Below are 20903 nucleotides of genomic sequence, written 5' to 3'. Positions count from 1 at the left end.
GTGATCCTCCTGGCGAGGCTGTACGAGGGTCCGAACAACGGCATGGCGTACGCCGTCGCTCCGGTGGAGGATAGGTACCGGGTGTTGCCCACGCGCGACCCCCTAGCCGACGCAGCGGCGCTGTCTCAAAAAGGGGAGAGGGTCCTGGTTTTGTACAGCCTCTCCACGCCGGTGTTTATAGAACAGTGGCGCGAGATCGCGGAGGTGGCTTCTAGATATCCCGTCGTGGCGGGCGGACCCCACGCGGTGGGCGACCCGCTGACGCTGTTGAAGCTGGGGGTGAAGTACGTAGTTGTCGGCGACGGGGAAGCCGCCCTCCCCGCCATCGTCGAGAGAGAAGCCGAGGGGGGAGAGGAGCCGCCCCCAAACACGATAACCGCCGTGGATGGGAGGCCGAGGGCCGGCCGCAGGGTATATGTGGAGCTTGTCCATAGGACATACAGCAGATCGCTGGAGGTCTATCCACCCATCGAAATAATGAGGTCCTGCGTCTACAGATGCGCCTTCTGCCAGACGTGGGCCCAAGGCCGCGTCCGCTTCAGGCCGCTGGAGAACGTCGTGGAGCTGGCCAAGGCCTACGTAGCCGCCGGCCACCGGGCCATCAGATTTATAGCGCCGGTGGGCTTCCTCTACGGCTCGCCAGACGGCAGAACCCCAAGCCCAGACGCGCTGGCGGCCTTACTTAAGGCCGTCAGAGAGGTGGGAGGGGTCCCCCACCTCGGCACGTTCCCCTCAGAGACGCGGCCGGAGACCGTAACCCGGGACGTCCTCAAGGCGGTGAAGCCCTACGTGGCAAACCGCCGCATCTCCTTCGGCCTCCAGACCGCCTCAGACAAGCTCCTCAAACTGACCAAGAGGGATCACGACGTAGCCGCCGTGGAGGAGGCCGTCAAGACGGCGGTGTCCATGGGGTTCAAGCCGGTGGTCGACGTAATAGGGGGTCTGCCGGGCGAGGAGGAAGACGACGTCGTGAAGACCGTGAGAGAGATGGAGAAGCTGGTGGCCATGGGCGCCAACATCCGCATGCACTACTACATACCGCTTCCCGGCACCCCGCTGTGGGGCCGCCGCCCCGCGCCGCCCCACCCCCTCTACGAACAATTCATAAAGAGGCATAGGAGGAAGGTGGAGGGCTACTGGAGGGAGCAGATCGAGCTCAGCAGAAGGATAGTGGAGACCTACAGAGAACTCGACGTCTACCTACGCGCGCGCACTACGCCGAGCTCCACCGCCAGCTGAAGATACCACAGGGCGATCCTCCGCGCCAGAAGCCACACGGCGGTTTCGGCCGGCGCCCCCACGACCTCAGCCGCCACCTCCGCAACTATCTTGCCCGCTATCTCGCCCGCCAGCGCCTCCACGGCGTCCTCGGCGGAGCGGCCGGCGAGCTCCCTAACGCGGTCGAGTCTAGACGACGTTGGGAAGACCTCGTCGACCCACCGGCCCAGCCCCCTCTCCTCCAGACGTCTAAAGTACTCGAGGACAAGCTCGTCAATACTGCTGGTACTGATATCCATACTGCTCGTAGTACCTCCTGAGGGCCTCCTCCCGCCTCCTCTCCCTAAGCTCGGCGAGGCCCGTGTCTATCAGCTTCCCCCCAATAAGGCCTATGGCCAGCAGAAGGACCCCCCTCAACACGCCGACCCCCACGTGGTAGGGGTCGGGCACCCCCGAGATCTTGACCTGGCCTATAAGGGGCGCGGTGACGTTTAGGGCGGTCTTAGGCACAGCAGAGAAGTAGAGGTATAGGGCGTTCGCCAGCGCGAAGGCCACCAAGGCGGCGCCGGCGCCTATCAACGCCAGAGCCAGCTTCATCGCCCCGCCCCGGGGAGAGCTATATATACGTTGTGACCGGGCAGAGGTCGCGGAACCAGGGCACGTCCACGCTGTCTAGCCTCCACCTCTGCCTCACGAAGCTGCCCTCCGGCGTGGTGTATACGCCGCGTCTATAGGCGTAGTAGCCGGTGAGGGCTATCATGGCCCCGTTGTCGCCCGCATATTCGTCGGGGACAACCTTCACAACGGCGCCGTGCTCCTCGCCCACGGCCCGCAGGATCTCCTTCAGCCGCCTGCTCCTCGCGACGCCCCCCGCCACCACCACCTCCCTCTTCCTCGTATAGGCCAGCGCCCTCTCCACCACCTCCGCAAGCATGTAGTAGGCGGTTTCCACAAGCGATCTGCAGACCACGGGGAGGGGGACCCCCCTCTTCACGAGCTGAAGCGCGTGGGTGGCGAGCCCCGCATAGGAGAGGTCCTGCCCAACTATCGGCATGGGGAAGGGCACCACCGTCTCCGCGGACTCGGCGCATTTCTCCACCGCCGGCACCCCCGGGAAGCCCAGCCCCACCTCCCTCGCAAACATGTCAATGGCGTTTCCGATAGCCACGTCGAGGGTTTCGCCGAAAACCCTATAGCGCCCATCGGAGTACCCCGCCACCACCGTGTGGCCGCCGGAGATCAGAACCACCAGCGGGTCGCACGCGCCGGTGGCGTAGCGGGCCACCTCGATGTGCGCCACGCCGTGGTGCACGGGCACAACCGGCACGCCCAGCCTAATGGCCAAGGCCCTCGCCAGTACGGCCCCCACCCTGAGGGCGGGGCCTAGACCTGGGCCGGCGGCGTAGGCCACCGCGCCGATGTCCGACAGCCCCACCCCCAGCTGGCCCAGGAGCTGGCGGAGTATGGAGGGGGCCACCCTGGCGTGGTGCTCAGCCGCCTCGCGGGGGTGTATCCCCCCGCCCCCCGGCGGGATGTAGGTCTTCCCCAGTTGGCCGAGCACCACGCCGTCTTTAACGACCCCTATGCTGAAGGTGTGGGCGGTCGACTCAACGCCGAGGACCAGCACTACCTCTGGAACTGGGTAAAGCCGCACTTACCGCAGTGCCACCTCGGCACTGGCTCCCTGTGGAAGGCCATGACGGAGCCGCACTTCGGGCAGAGCTTGTTCTTAAACCTAAAGACGCCCTTCTGCATATCGATCTCGTACCAAGCCGCGGCGCGGGGGAGCTTCTTCTGTGCAGGCGCCTTCTTAGACATAGCTACTTCTTCCTCTTCCTCCTCTTCTCCCTCCTGGCGCTCCTCCTCTTCTTGGCCTCCTCGACGAGCTTCTTGCCCTCCTCTCCGAGGTTTCTGGCAAGTACGTAGAGCGGCTCCACAGCACGCGCCAGCTTGGAGTCGCTGTATACGTGCACCTCTGCGATAGACCTCCCAACTCCAAACTCGGTCTTGATCTTCCTCACTAAGACGTTGACGACGTCGACCCCAAGCTGTTGCGCCACCCACTCCCTAACGCTCTGTCTCGTGGGTGTAGAGGCTTCCCTGTGGAGGGCCTCCACCACCAACTCCCTCCTGCCGAGGAGCTTGTTCTCACGCACTGAAACTATGTTGAATGCCGGCGCAGACACGGGATGGAAAAGGGCCGTGTTAATAAACTTTACCGCCCCCACCGCCTACCAGACGTCAGCAGGCGGCGGCCGCCCGCGGAGAAGGTCAACGTCTAGAGGTTTTTCTCTGGAGGAAGTCTATTATGCCGACTACGAGGGTGGCGGCGACGATGGCGGCCGCCTTCTCGATCTGGAACTCCTTGTTGACGGGAGCTAGGTAGACGAAGAGCTCTCTAGCCAGGGCTACCAAGGCCACGTCGATGATCTTATACACCACGATCTTCTTACGCTCTATGTACGTCACGAAGGTGTCGATGAGCTCCACAAATACGACGGCTAGGAATATGTCGGAGAGCGCGATGTAGATGGCCTGCGCCAGCTTATCTGTGCTGTACGAGAGGGCGAACAGCTCGTAGATCCTCAAGACAGATAGGTATAGAGAAACGGCGAGTAGAACAGCCGTGAGGATCAGGATCATGAAGTAGACCAGGTATTCGCCTTGGCGCAACCCCCTCACAAGGTCCATAGCCTCTTATATATCTGCGGTATTTAAGCTGTGAGACGCGTCGCGTATAGGAAAAACGCTATCAAGGTCGCCCTCCTCTACCCCTCCACCTACGCGGTGGCCATGTCCTCCGCGGTCTTCCACATGCTCTACTTCAAGCTTCAAGACGAGGGGTTCTACGTCGAGCGGTTCACGGCGGATCGAGGCCCCAGGGGCGTAGAAGACGGCACCCCCCTCTCCCACTTCGACTACGTCGTAGCCACGGTACATTACGAGCTTGACTACGTCAACCTGGTGAAGATGCTGAGGGAGGCCGGCCTCTCGCCCAGGTCGGCCGGGAGGGAAAAGCCGCGGCTGGTGGTCGGCGGGCCCCCCGTCTCCGCCAACCCGGAGCCGCTGGCCGAATTCGCCGACGCCGTTGCCGTGGGGGAGCTGGAGCCCCTTTGGGGAGCCCTCGTGCGATACATAGCCACGGGGGAGGAGGCCGAGGGGCTTTACTACCCGGCGCGCGGCCCCCACAGGGTTAAGATCGCCCACGCCGCAGACGCGGCCTACGACTACAGGCGTATACCCGAGCCCGAGGCGGCCTTCAGCCTCTCGGTGGAGCTGGCGAGGGGCTGCCCCTACAGTTGCCTCTTCTGCATGGAGAGCTACATAACTAAGCCGTATAGGCCGAGGGACTGGCAGGCGGCGCTCCGGGATGCGGAGGAGCTCTACGGGAAATACGGCATAAGGCCCTCCCTAGTCGCCCTCACCGCAAACGCCCACCCCCACTTCAAAGATCTCCTGAGGGAGGCCCTGGGCAGAGGCGTGCCCCTATCTCTGCCCTCGCTTAGGGCGGAGCTCCTCGACGGCGAAACGCTGGAGCTGATCGCGGCCCTTGGGCAGAGGACCTTAACCATAGCCCCGGAATCCAGCGAAAGGCTTAGGAAGGCCCTGGGCAAAGACATCTCTGACAGAGACGTGTTGAGGGTGGCGGAGCAGGCGGCGTCTCTAGGCCTAAAGATCAAGATGTATCTGATGGTGGGACTCCCCTGCGAAAGAGACGACGACCTAGAGGAGGTCGCGGAGCTTGCGGCCGAGGCGAAGAGGAGGGGCGCCCGCCTAGCGCTAAGCGTCAACCCCTTCATCCCCAAGCCCCAGACCCCGCTTCAATACAGCGCCATGGAGAAGCCCAGGAGGCTCAGGGAGAAGATAGCCCTCCTCAGGAGGGCCCCCCACGACGAGTTCACCTACTACGAGCCGGAGCTAGGCGCGGTACAGGCGGCGCTCGCCCTAGGCGGGAGGGAGGTCGCTGGGCATATAGAGGAGGCCGCGGGGGCCCCCTCCCCCGTGGGCTACCTAAAGCGGCTCCTAAGGGAGGGCGCCTTCGGCTACGTCTTCGCCCCGAGGGACGACCCGCTCCCCTGGGGCCATGTAGAGGGCCACCACCCACACGGCGAGCTGAAGAGGCGGTACCTCCGCTACCTAGAGGCGGCCTGCGGCTAGCGTAAGCCAGACCAGGTTGTTGACGGCGTGTAGACCCGCCGAGGCCGCGTAGCCCCCGCCGCGGTACATCAACGCCAAGGCGAGGCCGTAGAGAGACGCCAGGAGGGGGTTGGCGGGGTGCAACGCCCCGAAGACCGCCACTGCGAATATCCAGGAAGCGGGCGGGGGGAGGAGGGCGAAGGCCGCTGCCCTGAAGACCAGCTCCTCTGCGAAGGGGGTCAAAACAGCGGCGTCCCACCACGTCGGGACATACGCCGGAGGACCCACGGTGACATAATCCAGGGCGAAGGCGGCGGCGTAGACGGCGAGGGAGGCCGCGATGTGGGTGGGCGAAAACCTAACCCACGCCACACGCCTCCGCAGGAGGGGGGCCGCCGCCAACACGGCCAGCTCCCCATATGGCCTCGGCACCAGCGCCAGCGCCGTCAACATGGCGGCGAGCGCCGCCGCGCCGGCAACGCCGAGGTCAGCCTTATATGCCACGTAGGTTGGGGAGACATGGTCTATATATTTGAAGAGGGCGGGGCCACGGTCGTCCAGCTCCCCCTTGTGAAGGTGGAGGAGGGGGAGGTCAAGGAGGAGCAGATAGAGCTCGTCGTGGATCGGGAGGGGAGGGTGGCGAAGGGGCCCTACGCAACTGTCCAGGAGGCCTTCCAGAGGGCGCTCGAGAGCCTCTCTGCGGCTCTCCACCAGACGGAGAGCTTCCTCGACCAGCTGGAGTACAGGCTTGAGATGGAGGAGGCGGTGCGGCCGGGCGAGATATACACGGCGTCTTACCTAGCGCACCACCTCTACTACGTCGCGTCGCAGCTGTACAACTTCGGCAGAGAGCTGGGCAGGAGGGGGCTGGTGGGCCACAGGGCGCAGAACTACTCGAGGGCGCTCTACCGGAAGGCGCTCGTCTTGAGGAGATACGCGAGAGATCTGCGTCTCCTCTACGCCACGATGGTACAGGTGTCGCTGAACGCGTCGATGAAGAAGCTCACATGGCTGGGCACTGTGGCGCTTCCGGCGCTCCTCATAACCAGCATATACGGCATGAACCTCAAGTGGCTCCCCCTGGCGGACAGCCCCCCGGCGGTCTTCGCCATATTGGCCGCATCCACCCTGGCCTTCGCCTACCTACTGAATAAAATTTAAAAAGGTGGTGCCCTGAGGCAGACGTGCTAGTTCTGCCAAATATCGACTTCCTCGTCGACCCCGCCGAGGCTGTGGAGGCCATAAGAAGGGCCTACTTCGCAGAGGCCAAGTTTCTGCCGAGGCAGGCCTTGACAGTAGGCGAGACTTGGTTCGCCCCCATGGTGGGGCACATCGCGGGCCAGGGAATCACGGTGAAGCTCGTGGGGATATACCCCAAGGCGAGGCCCACCGTCAAGGCCGTGGTCATGGTCTTCGACCCGGAGACCGGCACGCCCCAGGCGTTGATAAACGGGACCCAGCTGACGGCTTGGCGCACGGCGGCGGCAAGCGCCGTGGCGGCCCAGGCCCTAGGCGCCAGGCCCGCGGAGGTGGGGGTCGTGGGAGCCGGCGTCCAGGGGGAGTACCACATTAGGGTGTTCAAGGCCCTGTACCCCCACGCGCGGTTCAAGATATACGACGTGTCGGAGGAAAGGGCCAGGGAGGTGGCGGCGAAGTGGGGAGGAGAGGCGGCGAGCTTGCCGGCCGCGCTGAGGAGCGACCTGGTGATAGCGGCCACCACATCCAAAACGCCGGTTGTGGCCGGGAGGGAGCTCAGGGAGGGGGCGGCGGTTATCTCCATAGGGGCGCCCCGGCCCGTGAGGGAGCTAGACGACGAGGTCAAGAGGAGGGCCGGCTGCATGCTTGTGGACAATCCGCACGCGGCTGAGGAGACCGACGACGTGGGCGGTAGCTGGGTGTATATAGGGGATTTCCTAAGGGGGAGGGAGTGCAGATTCGGCGAGATAAAGGTCTACAAATCGGTGGGCAACCCGCTCTTCGACGCCGCCATGGCCAACTACTTGCTGGAGAAGGCCAAGAGGGCGGGGGCGGGGGTGGAGGTGCGGTGGGACTGACGCTCCTCTGGGACAGGGGGACTATACTCCTGGAGGGCCAGCTCCCCGAGGAGCTCAGAAGGCTATCTTTCGTAAAACTGGACCCCAGGGTGGGCAGATACAGAGCTCTCGCCATATACTACCAGAGGATTCTAGCCGCCGCAAAGGCGGCGGGGGCGGAGGTGGAGGACAGGGTCTGGGCCCCCCAGTGCAGAGAGGTTAGGCCAGCCGCCGAGGTCAAGCTCAGGAGCTACCAGAGGGAGGCCCTCGCGGCTTGGATGAGGACAAAACGGGGCGTTGTGGTCATGCCCACGGGCGCCGGCAAAACACACGTGGCGATTGCGGCAATAGCAGAGCTTGGGGAGCCCGCGCTGGTGGTGGTGCCCACGGTGGAGCTGGTTCAACAGTGGAGGACCCGCCTATCCCACTACTTCCCGGGGAGAGTGGGGGTGTGGTACGGCGAGGAGAAGAGGGAGAGCTGCGTCACCGTCATAACCTACGACTCGGCCTACGCGGCGGTTGAGACCATAGGAAACAGGTTTAGGCTTCTCGTGTTCGACGAGGTGCACCACCTACCCTCCCAGTCCTACCGGCAGATCGCGGAGCTGAGCCCAGCCCCCTACCGCATGGGGCTTACGGCGACGCCGGAGCGGGCAGACGGGCTACACGTAGATTTGGACTGGTTGGTGGGCCCCGTGGTGTATAGGCTATCAGCCGCCGAGGTGAGGGGCTTGTGGACGGCGGACTACGAGGTGGAGGTTGTAAAGGTGCAGCTGAGGGAGGAGGAGAGGGCGCTGTATAAGGAGCTGGAGAGGCGGTACCTCGCCTACCTCAGGAAGAGGGGTCTGAGGTTCAGATCGCCGTCTGACTTCCAAAAACTCGTCGTTCTCGCCGGCCGCGACCCCGAGGCGAGGAGGGCCCTCGCCGCTTGGCACGGCATGAGGCGGCTCATCTTCGAGACAGAGGCAAAGGTCGACGCCGTGGGGGACATACTGGCGAAACATAGAGACTCCAAGGTGATCATATTTACCGAATACACCTCCCTTGCCAGAGCCGTGTCGGAGCGCTACCTCATCCCCCTTGTGGCGCACGACACCACGCCCTACGAGAGAGAGCTGGTCATGTCAGCCTTCAGGCGGGGGGAATTCAAGGCAATAGTGACGGGGAAGGTGCTAGACGAGGGGGTGGACGTCCCCGACGTAGACGTGGTCGTAATCCTAGGCGGAACCTCCAGTACAAGACAGTTCATACAGAGGATGGGCCGCGCCCTCAGGCTAAAGCCGCACAAGGCCAAGATATACGAGGTGGTGACCGCCAGCACCAGGGAGGTCGGGGCGGCCAGGAGGAGGAAGAGGGGCCTGGCGTGATCCCCCTGGACTACCTAAGAGCCGTCAGGAGGAGAGGCGAGGTGAAGCCCCTCTACCTAAGCGACGAGTCCCCAGCCGCGGCGGTGCTAGAGGCCGTAAGAAGGTCGGCCACCCTGGGCGAGTTCAGGAAGGCGGTTGAGGCGCTGGGCTGGGACCGGAAGCTGGCGGGGGGCCTAGCCCACATAGTGGAGCAGCTCGCCAAGGTGGAGGAGGTGGACACCCGCTTAGTGGCCAAGGTGAGGCTGGAGGTGTTCAAGGCCTCCGCCGCCGCGGGCTACGCCCTAGCGCCCGAGGACCGGGAGAGGGTGTTCCAGGCGGCGGCCGCCAAGCTGAGGATGGACGTGGCCGAGGTGAAGCGGCTCTTCTCCAAGGCCTACGAGGAAAACAGGGCCATCCTCCAGCCGCCCGACCTAACCCCCGGGGACCTCCTCCGCCTCTACAACCTCTCCCTCATCCAGACCCTCCTCTTCAAATCGCTGTGGGTCAGGGCGAAGTTGCCCAACGACCCCCCGCTCGTGAAAACCCTCGTGAGGGCCGTGAAGGGGCTGAGGCTTATGTACACGGCGGAGGAGGCCGGGGGCCAGCTGGCGCTCCACTTCGACGGGCCGGCCTCCGCCCTAAGGCAGACAGAGCGCTACGGCACAAGGCTCGCCAAGCTCGTGCCATACATCGCGGCGGCGTCTAGCTGGAGCCTGGAGGCCGAGGTGAAGCTGGGCGACCGCATCTACCACTTCAGAGAGAGCTCCCAGACCGCGCCGCCTCTAGCCAGCAAGCCGCCGACCGCCGACGAGTTCGACAGCTACGTGGAGCAGGAGTTCTACCGCCAAGTGTCCAGGGTGTGCCCAGTGGAGAGGGAGCCCGAGGTGCTGGTGGTGGAGGGCAGGGTCTACATTCCGGATTTCAAAATCGGCGATTTGTACATAGAGGTTGTGGGGTTCTGGACGCCCGACTACCTGAGGAGGAAGTATGAAAAGGTTGTGAAAGTCGGCAAGCCCCTTCTCGTCCTAGTAGACGAGGAGCTCGCCATGTCCACCTGGAAGCAGCTCCTCCCCAACGTCGTGCTGTACAAGGGGAGGCCGCGGCTTGAGGACGTGTACAGGTACATAAAGCCCCACTGCAGACGTCAGTAGTAGTTAAAAGCCACTCGTCCCCCAGAGACACATCCGCGAGGCCGCTCTCTCCTGCTGTCTTCAGGGCCGCCTCCGCGTGTCTTCTAGAGGTGGGCGGTGGATCGTCAAGAAGATAGTCGGGGCGAAAGGCCAGAAGCCTCGTGGGCACCTCCGGCTCCACCCGGGCGGTGAACTTAGTAAGCAGATCCACCTCGATCTCGTCGACGTAGCCAGGGACCAGGAGGATGGAGGCCACCACAAGGGGGGCCTCGCGCCGCTCTCTAAAACGCCGAGCCGCCGCCTTGAAACGCCACGTCCACCTCCCCGTCGGTAAGTGCCTTGTATACACTGGGCGTAAACGCCTTTAGGTCAATTCACGATGCCCCCGACTTAAGCGAAATGTCGACAGCCCTGTCCAAGAGATGTAGGGCAAGCTGGCCGCCTGTCTCCCAACGCACTCTGTACGTTTGGCCCATGTGCGTAAAGGGCGGGGGGAGCCAGAGAGATGTCCATTTCACTCACCTACCTGGCAACGACGACGTCGGGCAGATGAACCGAAGAAGTAGAAAGAGGCGCGTGTCTGTGGTAGCGTTTTTCTGCCGCGGTAAGAGACCCGGGCGGGCACGGGCTTGTTTTATGGCGGTTATCGCCGTGAGCGCCGCCAATGCCGCAATGGGTATCGCCGGTATGAAGGCGTGGGGCGGAGTATAACGCCGGCGAGTAGGCCCAAGACGGCTTTCGCCTAGCGGCGGCGAAGACCGCCGCAACGTGCCTCTCAACGCCGAGCGCCCTCGCCGCTTTTGCGGCGGCATTGCCCAAGGCGAGCAAGACGGCGGCTATTACGACGTTGGCCCACACGGCGAGGCTCGCCGGTGAAAAGCGTATTTGCCTCGGCGAAGCCCCCTTGTAGCGCAACTGCCGTGGTCGCCGCGTCGGCGAGATCCGCAACCGCGTATACCGCCGTTTTTAGGCGCATATGTGGAGGGGGAGAAATAGCGAGAACCGGGAGGAAAAAAGGAGTTTCCCGCGTTACGCCGCCGGCGGCGCTGTGATGCCGAACTTGGCCTTCCACTCCTCGTAGGCCTTCTGCTCGTCTGGCGACAGAGGTCTGCCGAATCTGTACCAGCCCTTCTTGGATTTAGCCTCAGGCGTGGCCTCGCTGGTTTTCGAGATGGCTTTGACGGGGCAGACGGCGACGCAGGAGTAGTCGTCTCTACACTTGTCCCAGATCAGCCTCGACTTGCCGTTGTCGTCGAGCTCTAAAGCCTGGTAGGGGCACGTGGCCACGCAGGCGCCGCAGCTGATGCACGTGTCTTGGTCAATCACCACCCTCTCGTATTTCGCCAGTTCTGCCATAGGCCCACACTTGATTGCGCTATATAAATTTTGGTTCTCAAAAATTGTAAATTAGTTCACTCTGTGGTGTAACCTACAACGGGCTTCATAAGTTTCTACACCGCCGACTACGATACGGGGGCTATCCCTAGGCGCCGGCTTCCCGGCCACCAGCCGTTGCGTCCTGGTGGCCGGCCTACCGCATATCTTGCAGACAGCCGTCAGGCTTATGACCCTATCTGCGTAGGCCATCAGCCTCGCGGTGGTCTCGAAGGGCTCCCCCCTGAAGTCTAGGTTGAGGCCCGCCGCGATGACCACTCTGCCGTCGGCGAGCTTGTTTAAGACGTCCGCAAGGGCGGGCGGGAAGAACTGCACCTCGTCAACAGCCACTACGTCGTAGCGCTGGCCCAGCTTATATATTGCCTTGACGCCCCCCTCGTCTGGGGGGACCACCACGGCGTTGAGCTTCAGCCCGTTGTGGGCGGCGACGCTTGCGGGGTCGTACCGCGCGTCGATCGACGGCTTGAAAACAACAGCGCGCCGGCCAGCGATGACGTACCTCTCCACCCTCCTAATGAGCTCGGTGGTCTTCCCAGCGAACATGGGCCCGACGATTGCCACAAGCACGTAGCTACGCCCCCCTCTAATAAATCGCCAACGCGTAATATAGAGCCGAGAGAGCCGCCACAACCGCGGCGGCTTTGGCCAAAAGCCTGTAGGTGCCCCCCGCCTCGCACCGGTAGTGCTCACAGGTGAGGACTAGACAGGAGTGGGCCGGGCTCAGCATCACGCCTACAAAACCGCCGGCGAAGGCTAGAGCGAGCGCGGGCCCGTGGATCAGAGGCGAAATGGGGGGAAAGGCCAAGCCGGCGAAGGCGAACTCCACCCCCGTGGCTAAGCCGATGGCGAACGGTATCAGGAAGACGGCTAGACCGGCGTAGCCGGCGAGGATCTCCAGTAGCTGGCGGCTCAAGCCGCTCTCCTTGATGTACTGCGAAAACACGAGGGAGAACACCAGAATCGCCAAGATCCGGGGACTCAAGGCGTATCTAAACGACGCCGCCACCTGCCGCCTGGGCACCCGGTAGAGAGCCACATACGCCAGATACACAAGAGCGACGGCCAGCGGAAGAGGCGCCGTAAAGGAGAGAACAGCCACCGCAGCCAGCGGCCAGAGGGCGGCGAGATCTCTCGCCCTCCCCGACGCCGCCGCCCTCTTCACAATAGGGGCTCCGACGGCCACCCCGGCAAGCGCCGCAAACGCCGCCGCCGGCCAAGCCCACTCGACGACCTGCCACACCGGCACCCCCAAAACCGCCGAGGTGATCAAAACCCCCTGGAAAAGCGGCCAGACGGAGATCCATATGTGGCGCATCCAGTAGTTGAGGAACGTCCTCTCGTTCCGGCCCAGCCCCATCCTCTCGTACAGAGGCTCCGCAACCACGGCGCTTACATAGGCGCCGCCGGGCATAGGCAGAAGGCCTATAGACGCCGGGATCAAAAAGGCGGCGGCCCTCGGCCCCAGCGCGCTTAGCCCACTGGCGAGCCTCTCCCCCCGCTCCTTCAGCAGGTAGCCAAGCGCCATGGCGAAGACAAGCGACGATATGACGTACGCCATAGACTCGTTGAAGGCGGCCGCCGTCGCCGCCGGCATCCTCGGCCCAAGCGCGGCCGCCCCGTAGAGGAGAGCCCCAGCCGCGAGAGACGCCGAGACGTCGAGCTTGCGGGACAGGGTGCCGGCTATGATTATTAGGACGGAAAGCAAAAAAGCAAGCAACATCTAGTTATGCCTCGGCCGCCGGGGTGGACTGGGAGGAGGCGTAGAGAACCCTCCTCCTGTAGTTTCTGATGTTCCTCCTCCTCGGGGTGAGGTTCTTCCTCGGCTTAGCAGGTATCTTAGGCGTCTGGTTCCTCACCTTGCCGGCCTTGGTCAACGACCCGTGAGACGGCATATCCCTAGAAACGCCTCCCTTTAAAAACTTTCTAGTCGGCCCACCAAGGCGCCCTCGCGCCCTCGGGGCACCTCTTCGGCGAAAAGCCTTTTATGTCGAGCACCGGCGTTCCGTCGAAGAGGTCGACCCCCTCCACGTAGAGGAGGCGGCCCTCCCTTCTAACCAGCCTAGCCACCGTCACCGCGATGGGGTTGGGCCTGTCGGGGCTGTCTGTGGCGAAGACGCCTACCTCAGGCGCGCCCTGCACCCTCTTAGGCCTCACCACTAGGGGCCTCCCACGGAACTTGTGGAGATACGCCACCATGATGATGTGGCTGTATTCCTCGACGCCCGCGAGGCCGGCCTCGAACTCGGGCAAAACCTCTATCACGGCGTCCACCGCCCCCCTCCTCTTAACCTCGTCGTCGGAGTAGCCGTGCCGCACGTGGCCAATCGGCACAACGCTATACATGCCCCGGTAGAACAAGCGAGATTATTAACATTGCTAACACGAATATGGTCAGCGCCGTATATATGACGTCTCTCTCCCTTACGAACTCCGCCACGGCGAGCGCCACCCGCACCAGCGGGGTGATCAACAGCACCGCCAGGCCCATAAACAACAGCGCTACGGCGGGGTGAGACGGCAGATTCGCCGCGAGGCGGGCCGGGGGGTACAGGGAGGAGTTGACGGGAGAGCGGAGGCTCGCCACCGCCGAGGCATCCGGCCCCGCCCCCAGGAGGAGCAGGCCGGCGAGTAGAAGGGCGACGCTGGCGGCGAGCCCCACCCTCATCACGACAACGATCGCGTCCTCTAGCTCCATATCCCCCTCAACATCATCTGAACCCCCAACAGGAGCACCACGGCGGCGAAGAAGAGCCGGACCGATCTGCCCCTGAGGCGCGGCAGTACCTTGCTACCGACGTAGGCGCCGGCGAGTACGCCGAGGGCTGTGGCGGCGGCTAGGAAGGGCTGTATGTAGCCGTGGACCCAGTAGACGGCCGTACCCGTGGCGGCGGTCACGCCTATCATGAAGTTGCTAGTGGCGGTGGACACCTTGATGGGGAGGGCCATCGCCCAGTCCATGGCCAACACCTTGAGCGCCCCTCCCCCTATGCCCAAGAAGCCAGACACGAGACCCGCCCCGAACATGATCAGCGCGCCGAGCCACCACCTCACCCCGTAGTACTCCACAGTCTCTCTCCGCACCACGTCGTAATACCTACCCCTAAGCTTTAGAAAGGAAGTCCAGCGGTCCGGCGGAGGCCTAGGCCGCTCGCCTAGCTTAGCCACGGCCCACTGCATGTAGGAAGAGAAAATGAGCACGGCGCCGAACACCAAATACACCACCCTCTGCAGACCCGAGGCGTAGATCCAGGCGGCTGTGAGGGAGCCCGCCAGAGCGCCGAGGGTGGTGGAGATCTCTAGAGACATGCCTATTCTGACGTTGGTAAGCCTATCTCTCACATACGCGGCGCTGGTGGCGAGAGAGGTGGCTATGGTAGAGACGAGGCTTGCGCCTGCGGCGTATTCCACAGGCACCCCAAGGGCGAGGACGTAAATAGGCACCAACACCACCCCGCCGCCCAACCCCGTGAGAGCCCCCACGAAGCCTGCGAAGACGCTTGTCGTAAAGAGGGCGGCGAAAAGCAACGCGGCGTTCATATACGGGGCAACAGCTTAAAGTATTAAAGTTTGTAGAGGTGATGTACCTCGGCGAGGTCTACTCCATAGCCATAATAGCGGTGGTGGTAATCGGCATGCTCCTCCGCCCGTTGTACCCCAAGCTACCGGTTTGGTCTCTCATGTCGCTCGCCGCCTTCATAGCCATTGTGCCGGGGCCCCTCTCCATCGACCAAATACCGTCTGTGGTGAACTTCGAGGTCCTCTTCTTCCTCGTGGGGATGTTCTCCATAGTCGCCCTAGCCGAGTCCAGCGGGCTGCTAGACGCGGCGGCCTACTGGTTCCTCAGCCTCTTCAAGTCTAGATACGGCCTCGCCGTGGGGTCCTCCCTCCTCTTCGGCCTTTTGGCGGCTGTGGCCGTAAACGACACGGTGGCGCTGATGGGGCCCCCCATAGCCGCTGTGCTCGCCCGCGCCGCGGGGCTACCGCCCAAGTTCGCCTTCCTCCTCCTGGCCTACTCGTTGACCATCGGGTCGGTTATGACGCCGGTGGGCAACCCCCAGAACATGCTAATCGCGGTCACCTCCGGCATACAAGCGCCCTTCATCGCCTTTTTCAAAACGCTGGCGTTGCCCACCCTCATAAACCTAGTCGTCACGCCGCTACTCCTGGCCAAGATGATGGGGGTGGAAAACGGCAGGGTGGCGATAGCCGCAAGCCCATGGGAGGCCGTTAAAAACAAGAGGGATGCGGCGGTGGCCGCCGCCGGGCTGGCGGCGGCTGTGGCGGCCATGGTGGCAAACGACGTAGCCGCCGTAAGCGGAGCCCCCCATATACACAACATAGGGCTGATACCCTTCGTCGTGGCGACCTTCGTCTACTTCCTAGCAAGCGACCCACGCGATCTCCTCTCCAGGGTGGACTGGGGCACGATACTCTTCTTCACCACCATGTTCATCGCCATGAAGGCCGTGTGGGACGGCGGCGTCCTCCAGCCGATCATCTCCGCCGCCCTCCCCACCTACCAAGGCACGGTCCACGACGTGTTAGCCATAACCGCCCTCTCCCTCGGCCTCAGCCAGATCCTGAGCAACGTGCCCTTCGTCAACCTCTTCTCGGCCTACCTGACGCAGGCCGGCGCAGACGAGAGGGCGTGGCTCACCCTCGCCATGGCCAGCACCATCGCCGGCAACCTCACTCTACTCGGCGCCGCGTCGAACATTATAATCCTGGAGGTCCTCGAAAAGAGGTACCACACGTCGGTCTCCTTCGCCGAGTTTCTCAAATACGGCGCGGCGATCACCGCCGTAAATATAGCGATCTACCTCCCCTTCCTACTGCTGTAGGTACAACGCCCCCCTTATCTCCTTGAGGAAGGCGATGGCCTCCTCCACCGAGTTTCTAAGCCTTCTTAGGAAGGCCGTCCCCACCACCACGGCGTCTGCCCCCGCCTCCACCACGGCGGCGGCCTTCCTAGGGCTGTCTATGGCGAAGCCAGCCACGAGGTAGACATCGGGCGCCACCTCCCTAACAGTCTTTATGTTCCTCTCGACGTAGACCGGTAGCTCTATGCCGGTTGCGGCGTACAGCCCGAGGTATATGAAGGCCGGCTTTAGAGAGGCGAGGCGCCTAAGCAACGCGTAGGGGAACTTGCTGGGTATGAAGAAGGCCGGCTCCAGCCCGTACCTCCTGGTCAGCTCCACGTAGCGGTCTAGATCGCCGGGGAAGTCGATGAGGAGATCCGGGGCGAGGACCCCCCTAGCCCCCGCCGCACGCGCCGCATCGAAAAGCCTCTGGGGCTCCCCGGCGAAGTCTTCCCAGTAGGCCATTACGTACGTCTCGCCGGGCGCTGCCTCCACCGCAGAGGGCTCCGCCTCCCTATGCGCCCGCCTGATGTAGGGACCGTCGTACTTCGGGTTTCTACTCGGTAGACCCAGCTCCACGAAGTCGGCCACCTCGCCCACGGCGGTAAGCGCCCTCTTGAAAACCTCAGCGTTGGGCCAGCCCGCCAGTATATATACGCCGAGGCCGGGCCTCCTCATATGGCCAGGTCTAGGAAGTTCTTTAAAATCCTCTTCCCAAGCGGCGTCGCCACGGACTCGGGGTGGAACTGGACCCCGTAAACGGGGTGTTCCACATGCCGAAGCCCCATGACCTCCCCGTCGTCTAGGGAGTAGGCCTCCGCGACCAGAACCTGGGGGAGCTCGTCTACCACGAGGCTGTGGTACCGGGCGGCTTGGAAAACCTCTGGCACGCCCCTGTACAGCGGCCCGCCGAGGTGGCGCACCTGGCTGGTCTTGCCGTGTTTTATAGTCTTCGCCCTCCTGATCTTCGCTCCGAAGACGTGTCCTATGATCTGGTGGCCTAGGCAGACGCCAAGTATGGGTATCCTCCCGCTGAACTCCCTCACGATGTCGGGCGAGTTCCCCACGTCGCGGGGGTTAGCCGGATGTCCAGGACCTGGCGAAATTATTATCCTGTCCGGCCTAATCCTCTCGACGATTTTGACGGTCACCTCGTCGTTTCTCAACACAAGCGGCCGGCTGCCCAGCTCGCCGACGTAGTGGGCGATGTTGTAGACAAAGCTGTCGTAGTTGTCGACGATCAGCGTTAGGTCCATGGCCCACCCTCCACGACCGCTTTAAGCGCAGCCAGCTTAGACTCGGTCTCTCTAAACTCCCGCTCCGGCGTGGAGTCGTACACAACCCCCGCCCCCGCCTGTATACGGAGGGAGTCGCCCACGGCCACCATGGTCCTTATGACTATGGCGAACTCCAGGAGAGAAGGCGACATGAAGCCCACGGCTCCCGCGTAGAACCTCCGAGGCTCGTCCTCAAGCTCGGCGATTATCTCCATAGCCCTCACCTTGGGGGCGCCCGACACGGTGCCCGCCGGGTGGGTGGCCAAGAGGGCGTCGACGGGGGTGAACCGCCTGTCCATAACGCCCATGACCCTAGACACTATGTGCTGCACCCTGCTGTATTTCTCCACGGCGAACAGCTCCTCCACCTTGACAGACCCGAGCTGGCACACCCTCCCGATGTCGTTCCTAGCCAGATCCACCAACATGATGTGTTCAGCCAGCTCCTTCTCGTCGCTGAGCATGTCCTCCTCCAGCGCCAGGTCCTCCTCCTCGGTGGCGCCCCTCGGCCTAGTCCCGGCGATGGGGTGGGTCTCCACGCGGCCGCCCTGCACCTTCACCAACAGCTCAGGCGACGTCCCAATCAAGTGGATATCGCCGTATTTTACAAAGTACATATACGGCGAGGGGTTCCCCTCCGCCAGCGCCTTGTACAGAGGGAAGAGGTCCCCCTCCGCCCTGTAGTCCACCCACCTGGAGAGCACCACCTGGAGGATCTCCCCAGCCGCGATCCTCTCCCTCCCCTCCGCCACCCAGCTCTTGAAGCGGCCCGGGTCGGTCATGGCCACCGGCCCCCTCACCCTGGCCTCCCCCCGCCCCACGGAGACCCTCGGCATCTCGCCCCTCAGGTAGCCCCTCCCCAGCATCTTGTCGTACAGGATGTACCCCCTGGGCTTAACCAGAAACGCCGCCGGGATAGACCGGTCCACCTTGTTGTACCTAAGCAACAGAGGCTCCACGTAGTAGGACGCCTCGTAGGTCAAGGCGCCGATTAACACGTCGCCGCCGAAGGGCCCCCCGTCCGCCCTCAGCTCCCTTTGCGCCGAGTAGAGCACCTGCTGGAGGTCGGGCCCAGAGGAGACGTACGCCCTCTCCACCCCCCACGCCACGAGGGTGAACCTCGCCCTCTCCGCGAATCCCTGGCCCGACTCCAGAAGAGCCACGAACTCCTCCCCCGACTGGTACAGCCCGTGGGCCAGATCCCTCGGAGGCGGGAGCTTAGACAGCGGGATCTTCATCTCGACGCCTCCACAGCCTCCCTCAGCTTCCTATACGCGGCCCCCTCCCTAATTGCCTTAACGGCGAGCTCGAAGCCGTCTCTGAAGTCCCTCACCACCTCGGCCACATACAGCGCCGCAGCGGCGTTGACGGCTATGGCGATCTCGGCCTCCCTACGCTCCCCCCTGAGCCCAGCCAGGGCGAGGCCCACCGCCTCCTCCCTAGTCGAGGCCCGGGGAAGAGGCGTCTTCCCAACGCCGAAGTCCTCCGGCTCTAGGACGTAGCGCTCGGTCCTCCCGCCCCTCACCTCCACCACCTCGGTGGGGCCCTCCGTGCTAACCTCATCCACGCCGGAGCCGTACACCACAAGGGCGCGGTCCAGCAAGAGGGAGGCGACGCCGCCCACCACGTCCAGCAGCCTCCTCTCCGACACGCCGATCAGTTGCCGCTTGACCAGTCCTGGGTTCGCCAGCGGCCCCACGATGTTGAAGACGGTGCGGAAGGGCAACTGCCTCCTCACCGGCGCGACCCTCGCAAAAGCCGGGTGGTACCGCGGGGCGAAGACGAAGGCGAAGCCGATCTTCTCAACCATGTCAGCCGCCTTCTCAGGCCCCACCTCGAGGTTGTACCCCACAGCCTCCATGAAGTCTGCGCTCCCGAAGAACCCCGACGCCGACCTGTTCCCGTGCTTCAACACCCTGGCCCCCGCCGCCGCGGCGACCACAGCGGCGAGCGTGGACAGGTTTATAGTACCAGCCCCGTCGCCCCCCGTCCCCGCCGTATCTATAGCCTCGACCCTAAGCGGCACCTTAACAGCCGCCTCCCTAGCCGATTTCACAAAACCAGCCACCTCCTCCGCCGTCTCCCCCCTACACCTCATCGCCGTGAGAGCCGCCGCCACGGCGACGTCGTTTAGCCCCCCGGAGAGGATCTCGCGCGAGAGGGCGTAGGCCTCCTCGGCGTTTAGAGAGCCGCCCGAGGCCAACCTCTTTAACAAGTCAGCCACCCCGAAGCCATAGCCCTCCACTTAGCCCTGTTTATAAAGTTTATCCCAGCTCAACGCCTTCTCGTACGAGTCGACGTCTAGAAGCCCGTGGCCGGACATGTTGAAGACCACCACGGACCCCGGCGGCAGCTTCCTCGCGAGATCCGCCACGGCCTTCACGGCGTGCGCCGACTCAGGCGCTGGGAGGAAGCCCTCTGACCTCGCGAAGAGCAGAGCCGCCTCCATCACCTCCTCCTGGCCGTAGGCCACCGCCTCCACATGGCCCAGCCGTTTAAGCAGAGAGAGGCTGGGGGCGGCCCCGTGGTAGCGCAGACCCGCCGCGTGGACAGGCGGGGGGACGTAGTCGTGGCCTAGGGTGTACATCTTGATCAACGGCAGTATCCCCGTGGCGTCTGGGAAATCGTACCTATACTCCCCCCGCGTCAGCTTGGGGGCGGCGGCCGACTCCACGGCGAGGAACTTGGTTTTTCCAAACCCCTCCCCCCTGAGCTTAGCCCCAAGCATCGGGTATGTAAAACCGCCGAAGTTGGACCCCCCGCCGACGCAGGCCACCGCGTAGTCCGGCTCCTCGGGCAACTGCCCCATGGCCTCAAGGCCTATGACCGTCTGGTGGAGGAGGACGAACTCCAGGACGCTACCCGGCAGATACCTCCTCCTCTCCCCCGAGAGGACGTACTCCACGGCCTCAGATATGGCTATGCCGAGGGACCCCGGGTGGTCGGGCCGGAAGTGCCTCCTCCCCGTCTCGGTCACCTCGCTGGGGCTTGGGTAGACGGTGGCGCCGTATGCCCTCATGAAGACCAGCCTCTGCCTCTTGCTGTTGTAGGAGGAGCGGGTCATGAAGACCGTCGCCTTGAGGCCGAAGAGCGCCGCGGCGAGGGACACAGCCATCCCCCACTGCCCCGCCCCCGTCTCAGTAGCCACCTCCACAGCCCCATCCGCCTTCGCGTAGTAGGCCTGAGCCACGGCGGTGTTGAGCTTGTGGCTACCCACCGGCAGAACCCCCTCGTACTTGTAGTAAATGTGCACCTTTGTCCCAAGCGCCCGCTCAAACCCCTCCGCCCTCAGAAGGGGGGTAGGCCTGCCCACCCGCCTATAGACCCCCCTCACCTCCTCAGGTATGGGCACCCACCTCTCTGCGGTGAACTCCTGGTCAATCAGCGCGGAGGGCAGGATCCTGGTGAGAAGAGCGATTCTGCTCTCACCCTCGTCAGGATCCTTAGGAGGAGCGAGGACCCCGGGCAGATCAGCGGCGATGTTGTACCAGCGGTCTACCACCCCGAC

Annotated in this window: 26 protein-coding genes; 7 read left to right on the top strand and 19 right to left on the bottom strand. The window is 63.7% G+C overall.

The features are described from left to right. Complete coding sequence (locus TNEU_RS06035; RefSeq protein WP_012350549.1) at nt 1–1239, top strand: TIGR04013 family B12-binding domain/radical SAM domain-containing protein; 1239 nt, start codon at nt 1–3, stop codon at nt 1237–1239. On the opposite strand, the gene TNEU_RS06030 is transcribed toward TNEU_RS06035, so the two are convergent. From TNEU_RS06030 to TNEU_RS06005, 6 genes are all read right to left on the bottom strand, one after another. Next, entirely contained in the window at nt 1197–1517 is a 321-nt protein-coding gene (locus TNEU_RS06030; protein WP_012350548.1) for a hypothetical protein, read from the bottom strand. The genes TNEU_RS06035 and TNEU_RS06030 overlap by 43 nt on opposite strands. Beyond that, complete coding sequence (locus TNEU_RS06025; protein WP_012350547.1) at nt 1492–1815, bottom strand: hypothetical protein; 324 nt, start codon at nt 1813–1815, stop codon at nt 1492–1494. The genes TNEU_RS06030 and TNEU_RS06025 overlap by 26 nt, the downstream gene beginning before the upstream one ends. 19 nt (nt 1816–1834) lie before the next feature. After that, nucleotides 1835–2845, bottom strand: coding sequence for a KEOPS complex N(6)-L-threonylcarbamoyladenine synthase Kae1 (kae1, locus tag TNEU_RS06020; protein ID WP_012350546.1), 1011 nt, complete (start codon nt 2843–2845; stop codon nt 1835–1837). Beyond that, nucleotides 2845–3036, bottom strand: coding sequence for a 30S ribosomal protein S27ae (locus TNEU_RS06015; RefSeq protein ID WP_012350545.1), 192 nt, complete (start codon nt 3034–3036; stop codon nt 2845–2847). The genes kae1 and TNEU_RS06015 overlap by 1 nt, the downstream gene beginning before the upstream one ends. 2 nt (nt 3037–3038) lie before the next feature. Next, nucleotides 3039–3404: a 30S ribosomal protein S24e gene (locus TNEU_RS06010; protein WP_148682385.1), complete on the bottom strand. Its 366-nt coding sequence runs from the start codon at nt 3402–3404 to the stop codon at nt 3039–3041. Between the two features lie 85 nt (nt 3405–3489). Continuing rightward, the gene (locus TNEU_RS06005) at nt 3490–3909 is read right to left on the bottom strand and encodes a phosphate-starvation-inducible PsiE family protein (RefSeq protein ID WP_012350543.1); all 420 of its coding nucleotides are present in this window, start codon (nt 3907–3909) and stop codon (nt 3490–3492) included. 30 nt (nt 3910–3939) lie between these two features. Between TNEU_RS06005 and TNEU_RS06000 the strand changes: the two genes are divergently transcribed. Further along, a complete protein-coding gene (locus TNEU_RS06000) occupies nt 3940–5376 on the top strand; it encodes a B12-binding domain-containing radical SAM protein (RefSeq protein WP_012350542.1) in 1437 nt (478 codons plus the stop codon). On the opposite strand, the gene TNEU_RS05995 is transcribed toward TNEU_RS06000, so the two are convergent. Further along, nucleotides 5356–5859: a CPBP family intramembrane glutamic endopeptidase gene (locus TNEU_RS05995; protein ID WP_012350541.1), complete on the bottom strand. Its 504-nt coding sequence runs from the start codon at nt 5857–5859 to the stop codon at nt 5356–5358. The genes TNEU_RS06000 and TNEU_RS05995 overlap by 21 nt on opposite strands. A gap of 15 nt (nt 5860–5874) precedes the next feature. Here TNEU_RS05995 and TNEU_RS05990 point away from each other — a divergent pair, with 15 nt between their 5' ends. The 4 genes from TNEU_RS05990 to TNEU_RS05975 are packed head-to-tail and all read left to right on the top strand — an operon-like array spanning nt 5875 to nt 9885. Beyond that, on the top strand, nt 5875–6516 hold the full coding sequence (locus tag TNEU_RS05990) for a CorA family divalent cation transporter (RefSeq protein ID WP_012350540.1): 642 nt from the start codon (nt 5875–5877) through the stop codon (nt 6514–6516). Between the two features lie 23 nt (nt 6517–6539). Then, nucleotides 6540–7409 (top strand): ornithine cyclodeaminase family protein, encoded by an 870-nt coding sequence (locus TNEU_RS05985; RefSeq protein WP_012350539.1) that lies wholly within the window; start codon nt 6540–6542, stop codon nt 7407–7409. After that, a complete protein-coding gene (locus tag TNEU_RS05980) occupies nt 7400–8755 on the top strand; it encodes a DEAD/DEAH box helicase (protein ID WP_012350538.1) in 1356 nt (451 codons plus the stop codon). The genes TNEU_RS05985 and TNEU_RS05980 overlap by 10 nt, the downstream gene beginning before the upstream one ends. Beyond that, nucleotides 8752–9885 (top strand): DUF790 family protein, encoded by a 1134-nt coding sequence (locus TNEU_RS05975; RefSeq protein WP_012350537.1) that lies wholly within the window; start codon nt 8752–8754, stop codon nt 9883–9885. Before TNEU_RS05980 ends, TNEU_RS05975 begins: the two co-directional genes overlap by 4 nt. Nucleotides 9886–10893: 1008 nt before the next feature. Here TNEU_RS05975 and TNEU_RS05965 read toward each other — a convergent pair. From TNEU_RS05965 to TNEU_RS05935, 7 genes are read right to left on the bottom strand one after another with little or no spacing between them, the layout of a single operon-like run. Next, on the bottom strand, nt 10894–11220 hold the full coding sequence (locus tag TNEU_RS05965) for a 4Fe-4S dicluster domain-containing protein (protein ID WP_012350536.1): 327 nt from the start codon (nt 11218–11220) through the stop codon (nt 10894–10896). A 51-nt stretch (nt 11221–11271) separates the two neighbouring features. Beyond that, the gene (locus tag TNEU_RS05960) at nt 11272–11826 is read right to left on the bottom strand and encodes a thymidine kinase (RefSeq protein WP_012350535.1); all 555 of its coding nucleotides are present in this window, start codon (nt 11824–11826) and stop codon (nt 11272–11274) included. 16 nt (nt 11827–11842) lie between these two features. After that, complete coding sequence (locus TNEU_RS05955; RefSeq protein ID WP_012350534.1) at nt 11843–12979, bottom strand: DUF401 family protein; 1137 nt, start codon at nt 12977–12979, stop codon at nt 11843–11845. Nucleotides 12980–12983: 4 nt separating this feature from the next. Next, nucleotides 12984–13151, bottom strand: coding sequence for a 30S ribosomal protein S30e (locus tag TNEU_RS05950; protein WP_012350533.1), 168 nt, complete (start codon nt 13149–13151; stop codon nt 12984–12986). A 31-nt stretch (nt 13152–13182) separates the two neighbouring features. After that, nucleotides 13183–13602 (bottom strand): tRNA (N6-threonylcarbamoyladenosine(37)-N6)-methyltransferase TrmO, encoded by a 420-nt coding sequence (gene tsaA, locus TNEU_RS05945; RefSeq protein ID WP_012350532.1) that lies wholly within the window; start codon nt 13600–13602, stop codon nt 13183–13185. After that, on the bottom strand, nt 13595–13954 hold the full coding sequence (locus TNEU_RS05940; protein ID WP_012350531.1) for a DUF1634 domain-containing protein: 360 nt from the start codon (nt 13952–13954) through the stop codon (nt 13595–13597). The genes tsaA and TNEU_RS05940 overlap by 8 nt, the downstream gene beginning before the upstream one ends. Beyond that, complete coding sequence (locus TNEU_RS05935) at nt 13945–14796, bottom strand: sulfite exporter TauE/SafE family protein (protein WP_012350530.1); 852 nt, start codon at nt 14794–14796, stop codon at nt 13945–13947. Before TNEU_RS05935 ends, TNEU_RS05940 begins: the two co-directional genes overlap by 10 nt. 41 nt (nt 14797–14837) lie before the next feature. Here TNEU_RS05935 and TNEU_RS05930 point away from each other — a divergent pair, with 41 nt between their 5' ends. Next, nucleotides 14838–16100, top strand: coding sequence for an SLC13 family permease (locus TNEU_RS05930; RefSeq protein ID WP_012350529.1), 1263 nt, complete (start codon nt 14838–14840; stop codon nt 16098–16100). Here the strand turns inward: TNEU_RS05930 and trpA are convergent. Genes trpA through TNEU_RS05905 form a run of 5 tightly spaced genes read right to left on the bottom strand, consistent with a single transcriptional unit; the run spans nt 16089 to nt 20897 of the window. Next, the gene (trpA, locus tag TNEU_RS05925; protein ID WP_012350528.1) at nt 16089–16796 is read right to left on the bottom strand and encodes a tryptophan synthase subunit alpha; all 708 of its coding nucleotides are present in this window, start codon (nt 16794–16796) and stop codon (nt 16089–16091) included. The genes TNEU_RS05930 and trpA overlap by 12 nt on opposite strands. Further along, nucleotides 16793–17374 carry an aminodeoxychorismate/anthranilate synthase component II gene (locus tag TNEU_RS05920; protein ID WP_012350527.1) on the bottom strand — a complete coding sequence of 194 codons (582 nt, stop codon included), beginning with the start codon at nt 17372–17374 and terminating at the stop codon, nt 16793–16795. The genes trpA and TNEU_RS05920 overlap by 4 nt, the downstream gene beginning before the upstream one ends. Next, a complete protein-coding gene (locus TNEU_RS05915; protein WP_012350526.1) occupies nt 17365–18633 on the bottom strand; it encodes a chorismate-binding protein in 1269 nt (422 codons plus the stop codon). Before TNEU_RS05915 ends, TNEU_RS05920 begins: the two co-directional genes overlap by 10 nt. Continuing rightward, the gene (trpD, locus tag TNEU_RS05910) at nt 18630–19640 is read right to left on the bottom strand and encodes an anthranilate phosphoribosyltransferase (RefSeq protein ID WP_012350525.1); all 1011 of its coding nucleotides are present in this window, start codon (nt 19638–19640) and stop codon (nt 18630–18632) included. The genes TNEU_RS05915 and trpD overlap by 4 nt, the downstream gene beginning before the upstream one ends. After that, on the bottom strand, nt 19641–20897 hold the full coding sequence (locus tag TNEU_RS05905; protein ID WP_012350524.1) for a TrpB-like pyridoxal phosphate-dependent enzyme: 1257 nt from the start codon (nt 20895–20897) through the stop codon (nt 19641–19643). Nucleotides 20898–20903 lie beyond the last annotated feature (6 nt).

Origin of the sequence: Pyrobaculum neutrophilum V24Sta, from assembly GCF_000019805.1 — an archaeon.
Classification (GTDB): domain Archaea; phylum Thermoproteota; class Thermoprotei; order Thermoproteales; family Thermoproteaceae; genus Pyrobaculum; species Pyrobaculum neutrophilum.
The sequence above is the reverse complement of the archived record's forward strand: the minus strand, read 5'-3'. Positions and strand labels throughout refer to the sequence as shown.

Coding starts and splice junctions, on each gene's coding strand:
- TNEU_RS06030 (WP_012350548.1), bottom strand. CDS start 1,517: ATGGATATCAGTACCAGCAGTATTGACGAGCTTGTCCTCGAGTACTTT.
- TNEU_RS06025 (WP_012350547.1), bottom strand. CDS start 1,815: ATGAAGCTGGCTCTGGCGTTGATAGGCGCCGGCGCCGCCTTGGTGGCC.
- TNEU_RS06015 (WP_012350545.1), bottom strand. CDS start 3,036: ATGTCTAAGAAGGCGCCTGCACAGAAGAAGCTCCCCCGCGCCGCGGCT.
- TNEU_RS06005 (WP_012350543.1), bottom strand. CDS start 3,909: ATGGACCTTGTGAGGGGGTTGCGCCAAGGCGAATACCTGGTCTACTTC.
- TNEU_RS05990 (WP_012350540.1), top strand. CDS start 5,875: ATGGTCTATATATTTGAAGAGGGCGGGGCCACGGTCGTCCAGCTCCCC.
- TNEU_RS05965 (WP_012350536.1), bottom strand. CDS start 11,220: ATGGCAGAACTGGCGAAATACGAGAGGGTGGTGATTGACCAAGACACG.
- TNEU_RS05955 (WP_012350534.1), bottom strand. CDS start 12,979: ATGTTGCTTGCTTTTTTGCTTTCCGTCCTAATAATCATAGCCGGCACC.
- TNEU_RS05950 (WP_012350533.1), bottom strand. CDS start 13,151: ATGCCGTCTCACGGGTCGTTGACCAAGGCCGGCAAGGTGAGGAACCAG.
- tsaA (WP_012350532.1), bottom strand. CDS start 13,602: ATGTATAGCGTTGTGCCGATTGGCCACGTGCGGCACGGCTACTCCGAC.
- TNEU_RS05940 (WP_012350531.1), bottom strand. CDS start 13,954: ATGGAGCTAGAGGACGCGATCGTTGTCGTGATGAGGGTGGGGCTCGCC.
- TNEU_RS05935 (WP_012350530.1), bottom strand. CDS start 14,796: ATGAACGCCGCGTTGCTTTTCGCCGCCCTCTTTACGACAAGCGTCTTC.
- TNEU_RS05930 (WP_012350529.1), top strand. CDS start 14,838: ATGTACCTCGGCGAGGTCTACTCCATAGCCATAATAGCGGTGGTGGTA.
- trpA (WP_012350528.1), bottom strand. CDS start 16,796: ATGAGGAGGCCCGGCCTCGGCGTATATATACTGGCGGGCTGGCCCAAC.
- TNEU_RS05920 (WP_012350527.1), bottom strand. CDS start 17,374: ATGGACCTAACGCTGATCGTCGACAACTACGACAGCTTTGTCTACAAC.
- TNEU_RS05915 (WP_012350526.1), bottom strand. CDS start 18,633: ATGAAGATCCCGCTGTCTAAGCTCCCGCCTCCGAGGGATCTGGCCCAC.